This window comes from Brevundimonas sp. (genome assembly GCF_030682035.1).
In the GTDB taxonomy this organism is placed as follows: domain Bacteria; phylum Pseudomonadota; class Alphaproteobacteria; order Caulobacterales; family Caulobacteraceae; genus Brevundimonas.
Map to the genome: position 1 here is coordinate 89984 of NZ_JAUXQZ010000003.1, position 12370 is coordinate 102353.

Annotated in this window: 15 protein-coding genes; 5 read left to right on the plus strand and 10 right to left on the minus strand. The window is 66.7% G+C overall.

Annotated features, from left to right (window positions below):
* The first annotated feature begins 5 nt into the window (after nucleotides 1–5).
* Nucleotides 6–728 (plus strand): hydroxyacylglutathione hydrolase, encoded by a 723-nt coding sequence (gene gloB / locus Q8K49_RS01475; RefSeq protein WP_305303651.1) that lies wholly within the window; start codon nucleotides 6–8, stop codon nucleotides 726–728.
* On the opposite strand, the gene Q8K49_RS01480 is transcribed toward gloB, so the two are convergent.
* The 6 genes from Q8K49_RS01480 to Q8K49_RS01505 all read right to left on the minus strand — a co-directional run bounded on the left by Q8K49_RS01480 (nucleotide 725) and on the right by Q8K49_RS01505 (nucleotide 5054).
* A complete protein-coding gene (locus tag Q8K49_RS01480) occupies nucleotides 725–1561 on the minus strand; it encodes a DUF4908 domain-containing protein (RefSeq protein WP_305303652.1) in 837 nt (278 codons plus the stop codon). The genes gloB and Q8K49_RS01480 overlap by 4 nt on opposite strands.
* 24 nt (nucleotides 1562–1585) lie before the next feature.
* The gene (phbB, locus tag Q8K49_RS01485; protein ID WP_305303653.1) at nucleotides 1586–2311 is read right to left on the minus strand and encodes an acetoacetyl-CoA reductase; all 726 of its coding nucleotides are present in this window, start codon (nucleotides 2309–2311) and stop codon (nucleotides 1586–1588) included.
* 129 nt (nucleotides 2312–2440) lie between these two features.
* Nucleotides 2441–3499, minus strand: a complete 1059-nt coding sequence (locus Q8K49_RS01490) for an NAD(P)-dependent alcohol dehydrogenase (protein WP_305303654.1) — start codon at nucleotides 3497–3499, stop codon at nucleotides 2441–2443.
* Between the two features lie 59 nt (nucleotides 3500–3558).
* Nucleotides 3559–4308, minus strand: a complete 750-nt coding sequence (locus Q8K49_RS01495) for a DUF72 domain-containing protein (protein ID WP_305303655.1) — start codon at nucleotides 4306–4308, stop codon at nucleotides 3559–3561.
* A gap of 17 nt (nucleotides 4309–4325) precedes the next feature.
* Nucleotides 4326–4469, minus strand: a complete 144-nt coding sequence (locus Q8K49_RS01500) for a hypothetical protein (RefSeq protein WP_305303656.1) — start codon at nucleotides 4467–4469, stop codon at nucleotides 4326–4328.
* Between the two features lie 12 nt (nucleotides 4470–4481).
* Nucleotides 4482–5054: a TetR/AcrR family transcriptional regulator gene (locus Q8K49_RS01505; protein ID WP_305303657.1), complete on the minus strand. Its 573-nt coding sequence runs from the start codon at nucleotides 5052–5054 to the stop codon at nucleotides 4482–4484.
* 108 nt (nucleotides 5055–5162) lie between these two features.
* On the opposite strand from Q8K49_RS01505, the gene Q8K49_RS01510 reads away from it, so the two are divergent.
* From Q8K49_RS01510 to Q8K49_RS01520, 3 genes are all read left to right on the plus strand, one after another.
* Nucleotides 5163–5468 (plus strand): hypothetical protein, encoded by a 306-nt coding sequence (locus tag Q8K49_RS01510; protein ID WP_305303658.1) that lies wholly within the window; start codon nucleotides 5163–5165, stop codon nucleotides 5466–5468.
* Nucleotides 5465–5716 (plus strand): LuxR C-terminal-related transcriptional regulator, encoded by a 252-nt coding sequence (locus Q8K49_RS01515; protein WP_305303659.1) that lies wholly within the window; start codon nucleotides 5465–5467, stop codon nucleotides 5714–5716. The genes Q8K49_RS01510 and Q8K49_RS01515 overlap by 4 nt, the downstream gene beginning before the upstream one ends.
* 223 nt (nucleotides 5717–5939) lie before the next feature.
* Nucleotides 5940–6521, plus strand: coding sequence for a hypothetical protein (locus Q8K49_RS01520; RefSeq protein ID WP_305303660.1), 582 nt, complete (start codon nucleotides 5940–5942; stop codon nucleotides 6519–6521).
* Between the two features lie 16 nt (nucleotides 6522–6537).
* On the opposite strand, the gene Q8K49_RS01525 is transcribed toward Q8K49_RS01520, so the two are convergent.
* On the minus strand, nucleotides 6538–7899 hold the full coding sequence (locus Q8K49_RS01525; protein ID WP_305303661.1) for a glutamate--cysteine ligase: 1362 nt from the start codon (nucleotides 7897–7899) through the stop codon (nucleotides 6538–6540).
* Nucleotides 7900–7955: 56 nt separating this feature from the next.
* Nucleotides 7956–8783, minus strand: a complete 828-nt coding sequence (locus Q8K49_RS01530) for a 16S rRNA (uracil(1498)-N(3))-methyltransferase (RefSeq protein ID WP_305303662.1) — start codon at nucleotides 8781–8783, stop codon at nucleotides 7956–7958.
* An 81-nt stretch (nucleotides 8784–8864) separates the two neighbouring features.
* On the opposite strand from Q8K49_RS01530, the gene Q8K49_RS01535 reads away from it, so the two are divergent.
* Nucleotides 8865–9230, plus strand: a complete 366-nt coding sequence (locus Q8K49_RS01535; protein ID WP_305303663.1) for a hypothetical protein — start codon at nucleotides 8865–8867, stop codon at nucleotides 9228–9230.
* Between the two features lie 3 nt (nucleotides 9231–9233).
* Here the strand turns inward: Q8K49_RS01535 and Q8K49_RS01540 are convergent, their stop codons facing one another.
* A complete protein-coding gene (locus tag Q8K49_RS01540) occupies nucleotides 9234–10397 on the minus strand; it encodes an acyl-CoA dehydrogenase family protein (RefSeq protein ID WP_305303664.1) in 1164 nt (387 codons plus the stop codon).
* 185 nt (nucleotides 10398–10582) lie between these two features.
* On the minus strand, nucleotides 10583–12367 hold the full coding sequence (locus tag Q8K49_RS01550) for an acyl-CoA dehydrogenase C-terminal domain-containing protein (RefSeq protein ID WP_305303665.1): 1785 nt from the start codon (nucleotides 12365–12367) through the stop codon (nucleotides 10583–10585).
* Nucleotides 12368–12370: the final 3 nt, after the last annotated feature.

The window sequence follows — 12370 nt, forward strand, 5'->3', positions numbered from 1 at the left end:
CGCGAATGACCCTCGACGTACGCCTGTTTCCCTGCCTCAATGACAACTACGGCTTTCTGGTCCGGGACCGGGACACCGGGGCGGTCGCCACGATCGATACGCCCGACGCGGACGCCATTCTGGCCGACCTGGAGCGCAGCGGCTGGGGCCGGCTCGACCTGATCCTCAACACCCACTGGCACCCCGACCACACCCAGGGCAACGCCCGGCTGAAGGCCGAAACGGGCTGCGAGATCGTCGGCCCCGAAGAGGTGCGCAAGGCCGCGCCGATCGACCGGATCGTGGCGGGGGGCGGCACGGTCATGCTGGGAGCCACGGCGCTGGAGGTTGCCGACGCACCCGGCCACACCCTCGGCCACATCGTCTATCGCTCGCCCGCGGACGCCCAGGCCTTCGTCGGCGACGTGCTGTTCACCCTCGGCTGCGGACGGCTGTTCGAAGGGACGCCGGCGCAGATGTGGAACAGTCTGCAGGTCCTGGCGGGCTGGCCGGACGATACCGTCATCTGGTGCGCCCACGAATACACCGCCGCCAACGCCCGTTTCGCCCTCAGCGTCGACGACCGACCCGAAATGGCGGCGCGGGCGGCGGAGATTTTCGCGATGCGGGAGCGCGGCGAGGCTACCGTTCCGACCACCATCGGCGCGGAAAAGGCCTTCAATCCCTTCCTGCGCGCAGGTGACGCCGAGGTCTTTGCGGCCGTGCGGGCGGCCAAGGACGTGTTCTAGCGTCTGGTTGGCGCCGGCGACGCCAGAAAGGCCTGGATCACACGGGCCGACGACGGGCGGCCGGCCACGCCCTGCACCGGGGCCACCACGATCCGCAGGTCCCCGCGAGCATAAGTGACCGAGGCGCGCTGGCCCTCAACAATGGTGATGCTGCGCAGTCGGTCCAGCGATGACCGGGCCGTCGGGGAGCGGGCGATCCGGAGAACCGCGTCGGTGGACAGGATCAGGGCCTCGACAGCGAGGCCCTCGGCCTGTCCATCGGTATCGACATTGATCTCGATCAGGCGACCCATGGTCTGGCTCAACATGGCGCTGCGCCGGGCCATAAGCTGGAACAGCTGGGTCGGGCCCAGGGTCGGCGGGGTCAGGCTCTGGCCGGGGCCGGAGAAGGAGGCGGGCGAGCCGCCGGGCGCCTGCGCGGTATAGACGGTCATGCCGCCGCCCGGGGTCACCCGCAGCAGCTGGTCGCCGGCGTCATTGCGATAGATCACGTCGCCGCGCGGGGCCGCGGTGGGCCGCAGCACCCAGGTCTCGTCCCGGCGGTCGAAACGCAACAGGGGCCGCTGTCCGGACCGGTCGAGAATGAAGCCCTCGCCGGAATCGGCGACATAGCGGCCGGTCGGGGGCAGGGCACGGGCGGCGGACGCATTGCGGTTGCGCAGGGACTGGCTCTGCTCGGCCTGGGCGTTGCCCTGGTTCTGGGCTTGGGAGGCGAGGGGCAGCATCGACAGCGCCGCCGCCGCGAGGGCGATCGCCATCGCGGCCGGAAGCGGCGTTCGTGCCGTTCTGACCCTCGCCGTCAACTCCATGGCGAGCAGTGGTGCGATAGCCACGCGGCGGATTTTGGGCAGACCAGCTTAGCCGACCAGATACTGACCGCCGTTCAGGGACAGGGTGCAACCTGTGACATATCCGGCACGTTCGCCGGCCAGCCACGAGACCATGTCGGCGATTTCCTCGCCTTTTCCGAGTCTTCCGACCGGAATCTGGGCGATGATTCCGGCCAGGACCTTCTCGTCCATGGCCCCGACCATTTCGGTGTCGATATAGCCCGGCGCGATACAGTTGACCGTGACCCCCTTGCGCGCGTTCTCCAGCGCCAGTGCCTTGGTGAAGCCGATCATCCCGGCCTTGGCCGCCGAATAGTTGGTCTGGCCGATCTGGCCCTTCTGACCGTTGATGGAGCTGATGTTGACGATGCGGCCGAAGCCGCGGTCGCGCATGCCGTTGATGACCTGACGCGTCATGTTGAATACGCTGTCCATGTTCACCCGGATCACGTCGGACCACTGCTCCGAGTTCATCTTGTGGAAAAAGCCGTCGCGGGTGATGCCGGCGTTGTTGACCAGGATGTCGATGGGGCCGAGCTGGTCCTCAATCTCTTTAACGGCCCGGGCGCAGTCGTCGAACGAGCCGACGTTGCCCTTGACGATGGAGACGCCCAGTTCCTTCGCCGTAGCCTCGGCCGCCTCGACATTGCCGGAATAGCCGGCGGCGACGAGCATGCCGTCTTCCTTCAGCCGCTGAACGATCGCCTTGCCGATGCCGCGGGTGCCGCCCGTGACCAGAGCCACTCGAGCCATGTGCGTTTCCTTGTCCCTTGGAGCCGCGTCTGGTGCGGGGCCTTCAAGCGTTACGCTTTAGCGGGATGGCGGTTGCGCGGGAAGTCTCCGTCATTCCTCCGGAGCGGAGCGACAGGGGAAGGGGGAGGACTAGATCCGCGCCATATCCAGCACGAACCGGTACCGCACGTCCGACTTCTCCAGTCGCGCATAGGCCTCATTGATCTGATCCGGGGCGATCACCTCGATGTCGCAGGCCAGGCCGTGCTCGGCGCAGAAGTCGAGCATCTCCTGGGTCTCGCGAATGCCGCCGATCAGCGATCCGGCCACCGCCCGGCGCCGCCACAGCAGGCCCATGGCGTAGACCGGCAGACCCTCGGTGGTCAGGCCCAGCATGACCATGGTCCCGTCCTTGGCCAGCAACTGGACGTGACTGGCGATCTCGTGCGTGGCCGAGACGGTGTTGATGATCAGGTCGAAGCTCTCGCCCGCCGCCTGCATCGCCGCCTTGTCCGAGTTGATCAGGAAATGCTTCGCTCCCATCCGCTCGGCGTCCGCCTTCTTGCGGTCCGAGGTTGACAGGACGGTGACCTCCGCCCCCATCGCCGCGGCCTGCTTGACCGCCATATGACCCAGACCGCCCAGGCCGATCACCGCGACCTTCGACCCCGGCCCGACCTTCCAGTGCTTCAGCGGCGAATAGGTGGTGATGCCAGCGCACAGCAGCGGCGCGGCGGCGTCCAGCGGGATGCTGTCGGGAATGGTCACGACATAGTTCTGGTCGACCACGATGGCGGTGGAATAGCCGCCCTGGGTGATCCTCTGGCCGGTTCCGGCCGCCTTGGGGTCGGGCGAACCATAGGTCTGGACCATGCCGGGCACGCAGTACTGCTCCTCGCCGTCGCGGCAGGGCTGGCACTGGCGGCAGCTGTCGACCATGCAGCCGACGCCGACGCGGTCGCCGACCTTGAAGCGGCTGACGTCTGCGCCAATCGCTGTCACCACGCCCGCGATCTCGTGGCCCGGAACGATCGGATAGCGGGTGTTCCCCAGGTCGTTCTTCACGATGTGCAGGTCGGAGTGACAGACCCCCGCGAATTTGATCTCGATGGCCACGTCATCCGGACCCGGATCGCGCCGGTTGAAGTCGTAGGGCGACAGGGGCGCGGTGCTGGACGTCGCGGCGAAGGCGCGGGTGGCGATGGGCATGGGCGGGCTCCTGAAAGGCCGGGCTCAAGTGTGCGCGCCGATGACCCGGCGCAACGGGTTCAGCCCAGCTTTTCGATCAGCGCCTGCGCCGCCGCCGGATTGCGCACCTTCGCCCCGGCGATGAAATAGGCGAAGACGTCGCCGTTCTTCGCCCAGTCGCGGGTCTGTTTGACGATTCCGTCGAGCTCGGCCGCGGACATGCCGGTCGGCTCGTCCTCGCGGCTCGACATCAGCCGGGCGTATTTGAACTCCGCGGTGTCCTGATCGATCCGGGGCCACTCCGGCGCCTCCTCGTCGATCGCATAGACGATGGCCGCCCCGTATTTCGCGGCCAGGTCGATGAACTGCGCCGTGTCGAACGTCCCGCTGCGGACCTCCAGCGCGTGCCTCAGCCGGACCCCGTCCTTCTCTTTCGGCAACAGCTTCAGGAAGCCCTCGAAATCGACCGGATCGAATTTCCTGGTGGCCATGAACTGCCAGTTGATCGGCCCCAGCTTGTCGCCCAGCGCCGTCAGCCCCTGATCAAGGAATCGCCCGACGCTCTCGCCGCCCTCGGACAGCACTTTCCGGTTGGTGCAGAACCGGCTGGCCTTGACCGCGAAGACGAAATCGTCGGGCGTCTCGTCGCGCCACTTCATCCAGGTTTCGGGCTTGAAGCCGGAATAGTAGGTGCCGTTGATCTCGAGCGAGGTCAGCTTGCCGGACGCGTACTCCAGCTCGCGCTTCTGGCTCCATTTCTCAGGATAGAAGACGCCGCGCCACGGCTCATAGGTCCAGCCGCCGATGCCGACGCGAATGGTTCCGGTCATGATGGGCTCCGCACAGGTCAGTAGGTCAGGAATGCAGCATAGCCCGGATCGGCCAACCGGGAATTGACGAACTCGCCCTGCCGCGCGCGCGTCACCGCATAGGCGACGAACGGCTCCAGCGCCGGCAAGACCTCCAAGGGCGCGTCCATGGCCTCGGGCATCTCGCTGTCGCCTCAGCCGCCGATCAACATCCGACAGGCCGCCGTCGCCTGGGCCCTGGCCGCCTCGTCGTCCAGCAGCCGCTTCGAATGGCCGTAGGCCAGCAGTATGCCCTTCCACTGGAACACCAGCGTCTCCAGCGTGGCATCGTCGGCCTCGGGCCGGAGGGCGTGGAATTCGCGCTTCAGCGTCCGGCCCCAGCGCACCCGGTTGTCCTTCAACTTGTCGCGCAACGGACCCGGCTGGTCGTCCAGCTCCGTCGCCGCGGCAGTCAGCGGACAGCCGCCGGGCAGATGCTCGCTGTCGTTCCAGGCCAGTTCGCGCTCGAACAATTTGTCGAGCCGCTCACGACCCGGCTCAAACGGCTCCGCCGGCCTCCAGACCTCGGTCACGAAGCGGTCGGTCATGGCGTCCAGCAGGGCCAGCTGCAGCGTCTCCATCGACTGGAAATGCTTCAGCACGCCGCTCTTGGACAGGTTCATCCCGGTCGCGAGATCGCCCAGGCTGACGCCGGTCATGCCGCGCACGCTGACCTGACGCATCGCCTCGTCCAGAATTCGCGCCCGGGTGTCCTCGCCCTTGCCCAACGAAATTGCCTCTTGACCAAAAGTAACCGATCGTGCACTTATCGGTGACCGACCGGTTACTTTTATCTCGAACGGGTCGGTTTGGAAAGTCCCTTTGGAGGAAGCGCCATGCTTCTCATGACCCTGATCTCGACGGCGGCCCTGATCTCCGCCCAACCCGCTCCCGCTGCGCTCGGCGCCGCCGCTGTCCTGGCCGCACCCGGCGAGGCCCGCAGCGAAATCTTCGACGGACGGAACTGGACCTGCGGCCCCGACGGCGTCTGTGTCGCCCGCGGCTCCGGCATCTCCCAGCCCGTCACCCGCGAGTGCCGCCGCTTCGTCGCCCGCTTCGGCATGGTCACCCGGTACGAGCGGGACGGCGCGGCCCTGACCGAGGCGCAGCTGGCCCAATGCAATACCGCGGCGGTCCGGTGAGCGCCGCCAATGGCGCTCTTCTGACCCGCATCTTTGAAGGTCTGGCCGTCGGCGACGGCCGGGCTAAAGGGCGGCCCAACAAGCTGATCGCCCACGACCTGGGGGTCAGCGTCCGGACGGTCGAGATGCACCGGTTACACGTGATGGAAAAGCTCCAGACACGCAGTCTGGTGACCGTCTCCAGGCTCTGGGTCGACGCGAGATGGGAGACGTCAGAGGGCCCGTTGGTAGAATTAATCTACCCTTGAGACGGAAGTCGCGCCATAGTCTGGTCCGGGGCGTACAAGGATCTCGGAGATCTCCCGCCACCATTGGAATTTTCCTTTCCGGGGCCATGCGGTCCTGATCTGGGGAGCACTGGGCGCGACACTGCTGGGCGCCCTGACAGCGCTGCACCTGGACCTCGTCATCGCCTTCGGAGACCGGCTCCTGCATCCGACCGGTCAGGAGGCCCTGATTCAAACCGCGGCAGTGGCGGGCTTGACCGGGCTTGTGTGCTGGGCGGTCTGCGCCCTCATCACGCGCGCCATCCGCCGGGCGACGCTCAAACCCTATAACGCCCTCGCCGCTCACCTCGAGCGGCTCGCGGAAGGCGAAGTCGATGGCCCCGTCGATCAGCGCGGCTCTGTCCCGGGCGTGCGCCGCCTGGCGCGCGCCGTCGTCGCCCTCCAGCAAAAGCCGCTTGCGATCCACCGCCCGGAGGCCGGGCCCCGGTTTCGCTACGACAGCCTTTATCACGACCCGTCGGAGCGTCGTCTGCTCATGGAGATGCTGATGAGTAGACGGTTCGACCCGGACGGCGATCCCTCCCCCCTTCGGTCCTCCGGGGACGCGGCGCGGGCCGGGTTCGACAACCCGAGGGGTCTTCCGCAGTCCCGGACGCCGCAAAACGACGGTGGCCTCTCATCCACCAGATTGTCGATCTCGCCGGCGAATTCGGGCCTTCGGCAGGGCGCGTTCAAGACGGGCCGGCCCTCGCGCCGCTCGTCCTCGCCGCCCCTGGATTTTGCCCCTCATCAGGCGTTGAGGGCCAGGCCCGACCCGCCGACCTGACGGCTCGGCCCACGACCTAATAGGCGAAGTCGCGGTACATCCGGCTCACATCCCCCGCCCACTCGCCGTGATACAGCGCCAGCAACCGGTCGGCGGGGGTGATTCCGCTATCGGCGATGTCTTCCAGCTCCGCCAGATAGCCGCGCTCATCGACCATGCCGCCCGAGAAGCGGGCGCGGTTCTTCAGTCCCTCGCGGGCGATGTCGACCAGATCGACGGCCACGTCGCGTACGGACCGCCCGGCCACCTCGGCCTTCAGGCCGAGACGGGTCACGTCGCGGCGCAGGCGTTCGTGGTCCGCGATGTCCCAGCCCTTGACCAGGTCCCAGGCCGCGGCCAGCGCCGCTCCGTCGTAGAAGACCCCGGCCCACAAAGCCTGCAACGCGCAGATCCGGCTCCACGGCCCACCGTCGGCGCCACGCATCTCCAGATACGACTTCAGCCGCACCTCGGGGAAAAGCGTCGTCAGGTGGTCGTTCCAGTCCTTCAGCGTGGCCCGATCGCCGGGCAGGGCGTCGAGTCCGTCGGTCATGAACGACCGGAACGACTGGCCCGACAGGTCGACATAGGTTTCGCCGCGCTTGGCGAAATACATCGGCACGTCCAGCGCATAGTCGGCGTAGCGCTCAAAGCCGAAGCCGTCCTCGAAGACGAAGTCCAGCATCCCCGTCCGGTCCGGATCGGTGTCGGTCCAGACATTGGCGCGCGCCGACAGGAAGCCGCTGGGCTTGCCCTCGATGAAGGGCGAACAGGCGAACAAGGCGGTGGCGATCGGCTGCAGCGCCAGGGACGTGCGGAATTTGGCCACCATGTCGGCCTCGTCCGCGAAATCCAGATTCGACTGGATGGTGCAGGTGCGCAGCATCATGTCGAGGCCCAGCTTGCCCTTCTTCGGCATATAGGCCCGCATGACGCCATAGCGACCCTTGGGCATGACCGGCACATCCTCGCGCCGCCACATCGGGTCGAACCCGGCGCCGAGGAAGCCGAGGTTGATCTGGTCGGCAACCTGTTTGACCTCCATCAGATGCTGGCCGGTCTCGTTGCAGATGTCGTGCACGTCCTTCAGCGGCGCGCCCGACAGTTCGAACTGACCGCCCGGCTCCAGCGAGATGGAGGCGGTCATGCCCTCGTCGTTCCTGCGCTCCAGGGCGATGACGTGGCCGGCCTCCTCAACGGGCGCCCAGCCGAACCGCTGCAGACCCGTCAGCATGGCCAGAATTCCGCTCTCTCCCTCATAGGTCGGGCGGCGCAGGGTCGAGCGATCAAAGCCGAATTTCTCGTGCTCGGCGCCGATGCGCCACTGATCCCTGGGCTTGGCGCCCTTCGCCATGGCGCCGATCAGATCGTCCCGGGAAAGCGGCGCGGCGTCGGTCATGCGTTCAGCCCTGTTGTCGCGGCTAGATGGGAGAGATCGAGGCTCCACTCAAGGGGTCAGCGCTCCCAGTCCCCTACGGCCGCCTGCCACAGGGTCAGGGCGGCGATCGCGGCGGTGTCCGCCCGCAGAATGCGCGGCCCCAGCGATACGGCGGTGGTGAAGGGCAGGGCCCGCAGCCGGTCGCGCTCCTCGGGGGAAAAACCGCCCTCGGGCCCGATCAGAATGGTCCAAGGTATTCCTCCCCCATCGGGGGAGGGGGACCGCGAAGCGATGGAGGGGGCCGACCCATCCGCCGGCGTCAGGGGCTTGCCCCCTCCACCATCCTTCGGATGGTCCCCCTCCCCCGATGGGGGAGGACTGAGCGCCCCCCTCACCGGCGCCCCGCCCGTCTCATCGCAGAACATCAGCCGCCGCCCGGCCTCCCAGCCGTCCAGCAGGTCCGCCAGCTTCACCGGCTCGTCGACCATCGGCACGTCCAGCCGCCCGGTCTGCTCGGCGGCCTCGATGGCGATGGCGTCCAGCCGGTCCATCCGCACATGCTGGGTCTGGGTCCGGTGGGTGACCACCAGCCCGACCCGCCGCGCACCCAGCTCAGTCGCCTTCTCAACGGCGAACTCCAGCGCGCTCTTCTTCACCACGCTGATCAGCAACTGCACATCCGGCCCTATGGCCTGCGGACGCACCTGTTCCTCGGCCCTCAGGACCGCGCCCTTCTTGAGCACCTCGGTGATGACGCAGCGCCACTCCCCGTCGCGGCCGTTGAAGACCAGCAGACTGTCCCCGATCTTCAGCCGCATCACCTGGGTCAGATAGCGCGACTGGTCCAGCGTCGGCAGGACGGCGGCTTCGGGGGCGAGCGGGGTGGGGACGTGGAGGCGGATCATTGGGTCACCCTTGCGCACCGTTGCTGTGCAGCTCGATATCATCCAACATCGCGCACCGCCGCTGGTTGTTCTGGACCGTGCATGCTCCGAATCCTGGATCGCTATTTAGGAGCAGTCGCGGCGTCAATCGTTGCCGTAGTGATGTTGCTTGGGACCTACGCCCAATTCGCCTTTCCGTATTGGCGTGGGGGCCCGCCACTGGAAGGCTGCTATTTCGGCGACGCACTCATCGTATTCATCGCCTGCGGTGACGGCGTTCCCGGTTTCGTTGAGCCTATTCTCACATGGGCCTGGTACCTGACCTGGGGGTGCTTCTGGCTGCTGGGCTTCTTCGTGCCGCTCGCCCCGATAATCGGCTTGCCCATTCTGATCGTCTGGGTGGGCGCGATCATCCTTGCAGTCCGATGGGCGTGGCGGACGTTCAAACGTCGAACGCAAGCCGGCTGACCCTCAGAGCGTCCGCGCGATCAGCAGCTTCATGATCTCATTGGTCCCGCCGTAGATCCGCTGCACCCGCGCATCCTTGTACAGCTGGGCGATCGGATATTCGTTCATATAGCCGTAGCCGCCGTGCAGCTGCAGCATCTCGTCGATGACCTCGCCCTGGATGTCGGTGACCCAGTATTTGGCCATCGAGGCGGTGGCGGCGTCGAGCTTGCCTTGAAGGTGCAGGCCGATGCAGTGGTCGACGAACACCTTGGCCACGGTCAGCTTGGTCTTGACCTCGGCCAGTTTGAACTGGGTGTTCTGGAAGTCGATGACGCGTTTCCCGAACGCCTTGCGTTCCTTGACGTAGGCCAGCGTCTCCTGAAGCCCGCGCTCGGCAGCGGCCACGCCCTGGACGGCGATGTTCAGCCGCTCCTGCGGCAGCTGCTGCATCAGCTGGATGAAGCCCTGACCCTCGCCGCCGCCGATGATGTTCTCGCCGGGGACCTTCACCTCGTTGAAGAACAGTTCGGAGGTGTCATTGCCCTCCATGCCGATCTTGTGGAGGTTGCGGCCGCGCTCGAAGCCCTCCGCCCCGTCGGTCTCGACGATGATCAGGCTCGTGCCCTTGGCGCCCTCGGCCGGATCGGTCTTGGCCACGACGATGACGAAGTTGGCCAGCTGGCCGTTGGTGATGAAGGTCTTGGACCCGTTCACCACATACTGGTTGCCCTGTTTGACGGCGGTGGTCTTGACCCCTTGCAGGTCCGAGCCCGCGCCCGGCTCGGTCATGGCGATGGCCCCGACCAGCTCGCCCGAGGCCAGCCGCGGCAGCCAGCGCGCCTTCTGCTCCTCGGTGCCGTAGTGCCAGATGTAGGGCATGACGATCGCATTGTGCAGCGAGATGCCGAAGTGATCCGCGCCCTTCCAGCCCAGCTGGCGCATCAGCACCACCTCATGCCGGTAGTCGCCGCCCATGCCGCCGTCGGCCTCGGGCATCGACAGGCCCAGAAGGCCGGCCTCGCCGGACTGGTTCCACAGCGCGCGCGGCACGGACGCCTTGGCGATCCACGACTGCACAACCTCAGGCGACGCATGCTCGTCGATCCATTTGCCGACGCTGTCGGAGAAGAGGGTGATCTCCTCTTCCTGCATGAAGGCGGGCTCGGGGACGTTGAGGACGTTCATGATCAAATCCGCTTCAATGGCCCCTCTCCCGGCGGGAGAGGGCTTGAGCGCACGATCGCGCCAGCGATCGTTCTTGCGCGAAAGGGTGAGGGGATACGGCGCCCGGACGTCCTCCGCGGGACGCCCTCACCCTCCCACTCGCTGGCGCGAGCGGGCCCCTCCCTCTCCCCTCGGGAGAGGGGTTTCTAAAACGCCTCCGCCGGCATCGCCATCAGCACCTCGGCGCCGGTCTTCAGCTTGGCCAGATGCGCCCCCGTATCGGGCAGGATGCGCTCGACGAAATAGCGGCCGGTCATCAGCTTGTTGGCGTAGAAGGGATCGCTGGTCCCGGCGTCGATCTGCTTCTGGGCCGCGATGGCCATCTGCGCCCACATGTAGGCCAGCGCCGTCAGACCGAAGATGTGCAGATAGTCGGTCGAGGCCGCGCCCGCATTGTCCGGGTTCGCCATGCCGTTCTGCATCAGCCACATGGTGCCTTCCTGCAGCTTCTTTTTGGCGTCGGTCAGGCCGTCGATGAAGGGTTTGATCGGCGTGTCGCCGCCGTTCTCCGACACGAAGGCGTCGATTTCGGCGAACCAGCTCATGATGGCCCGGCCGCCGTTGGCGGGCAGTTTGCGGCCCACCAGATCCAGCGCCTGGATGCCGTTGGCGCCCTCGTAGATCATGGTGATCCGCGCATCGCGCAGATACTGGGACGCCGGGAAATGCTCGGTGTAGCCGCTGCCGCCGTGCACCTGCATGGCGAGGCTGGCGACGTGGAAGCCTTTGTCGGTCAGATAGGCTTTCAGCACCGGGGTGATCAGACCCATATAGTCGTGGGCCTTCTGCGCCTCTGCCGCATCGTCCGAGTGCTGAAGATCGGCCTGGAGCGCCGTCCACAAAATGAAGGCCTGACCGCCTTCGACGAAGGCCTTGGCCTCCAGCAGCATGCGGCGCACGTCGGGGTGGACCATGATGGAATCCGCCGGCAGCTCGGGACTCTTCGGCCCGGTCAGCGAACGGCCCTGCAACCGGTCATGGGCGAACTCGACGGCGGCCTGATAGGCGGCCGTCCCGATCGACAGGCCCTGCAGGCCGGTGCCGAGGCGGGCCTCGTTCATCATCACGAACATGGCCGCCATGCCCTTGTTCTCGGTCCCGACCAGCCAGCCCTTCGCCCCGTCATAGGCCATGACGCAGGTCGAATTGCCGTGGATGCCCATCTTGTGCTCGAGGCCGGCGCAGGCCGCGCCGACGTTGCGCTCGCCCAGCGAACCGTCTTCATTGACGAACACCTTGGGCACGACAAACAGGCTGATGCCCTTGATCCCCTCGGGCGCGCCCTCGATCCGGGCCAGCACCAGATGGATGATGTTGTCGGTGAAGTCGTGCTCGCCCGACGAAATCCAGATCTTCTGGCCGGTGATGTTGTAGCTGCCGTCGCCATTCGGCACCGCCTTGGTGCGGATCAGGCCCAGGTCCGTGCCGCACTGCGGCTCGGTCAGGTTCATGGTCCCGCCCCATTCGCCGGTCGCCATCCTGGGCAGATACATCGCCTTCTGCTCATCCGACCCGTTGGCGTTCAGGCCCCAGTAGGCGCCTGCGGTCAGGCCCGGATACATCGAGAAGGCGGCGCTGGCGGCGGCGGTCATCTGGCCGAAGGCCATGGCCACCACAGCCGGCATCCCCTGACCGCCATGCTCGGGCAGGGCCGACAGGGCGGGCCAGCCGGCCTCGACCATGGCCTTGTAGGCCTCCTTCCAGCCCGTCGGGCCGGTGACCTTGCCGTTATCCCATTTGCAGCCTTCCTGATCGCCGATGCGGTTCAGGGGCGCGATGACCTCCTCGGCGAATTTGGCGCCTTCCTCGAGGATCTGGCCGACCAGGTCGGAGGAGACGTCGGCGAACCCGGGCTGGTTGGCGTAGCGGTCGATCTCCAGCACTTCATTGAGGATAAAGGTCAGATCACGGACGGGCGCCTTGTAAGCCATGGA

Bases quoted from the DNA above. Each gene is read 5' to 3' on its own strand.
- gloB (WP_305303651.1), top strand. From the start codon at position 6: ATGACCCTCGACGTACGCCTGTTTCCCTGCCTCAATGACAACTACGGC.
- phbB (WP_305303653.1), bottom strand. From the start codon at position 2,311: ATGGCTCGAGTGGCTCTGGTCACGGGCGGCACCCGCGGCATCGGCAAG.
- Q8K49_RS01490 (WP_305303654.1), bottom strand. From the start codon at position 3,499: ATGCCCATCGCCACCCGCGCCTTCGCCGCGACGTCCAGCACCGCGCCC.
- Q8K49_RS01495 (WP_305303655.1), bottom strand. From the start codon at position 4,308: ATGACCGGAACCATTCGCGTCGGCATCGGCGGCTGGACCTATGAGCCG.
- Q8K49_RS01500 (WP_305303656.1), bottom strand. From the start codon at position 4,469: ATGCCCGAGGCCATGGACGCGCCCTTGGAGGTCTTGCCGGCGCTGGAG.
- Q8K49_RS01510 (WP_305303658.1), top strand. From the start codon at position 5,163: ATGCTTCTCATGACCCTGATCTCGACGGCGGCCCTGATCTCCGCCCAA.
- Q8K49_RS01525 (WP_305303661.1), bottom strand. From the start codon at position 7,899: ATGACCGACGCCGCGCCGCTTTCCCGGGACGATCTGATCGGCGCCATG.
- Q8K49_RS01530 (WP_305303662.1), bottom strand. From the start codon at position 8,783: ATGATCCGCCTCCACGTCCCCACCCCGCTCGCCCCCGAAGCCGCCGTC.
- Q8K49_RS01535 (WP_305303663.1), top strand. From the start codon at position 8,865: ATGCTCCGAATCCTGGATCGCTATTTAGGAGCAGTCGCGGCGTCAATC.
- Q8K49_RS01540 (WP_305303664.1), bottom strand. From the start codon at position 10,397: ATGAACGTCCTCAACGTCCCCGAGCCCGCCTTCATGCAGGAAGAGGAG.
- Q8K49_RS01550 (WP_305303665.1), bottom strand. From the start codon at position 12,367: ATGGCTTACAAGGCGCCCGTCCGTGATCTGACCTTTATCCTCAATGAA.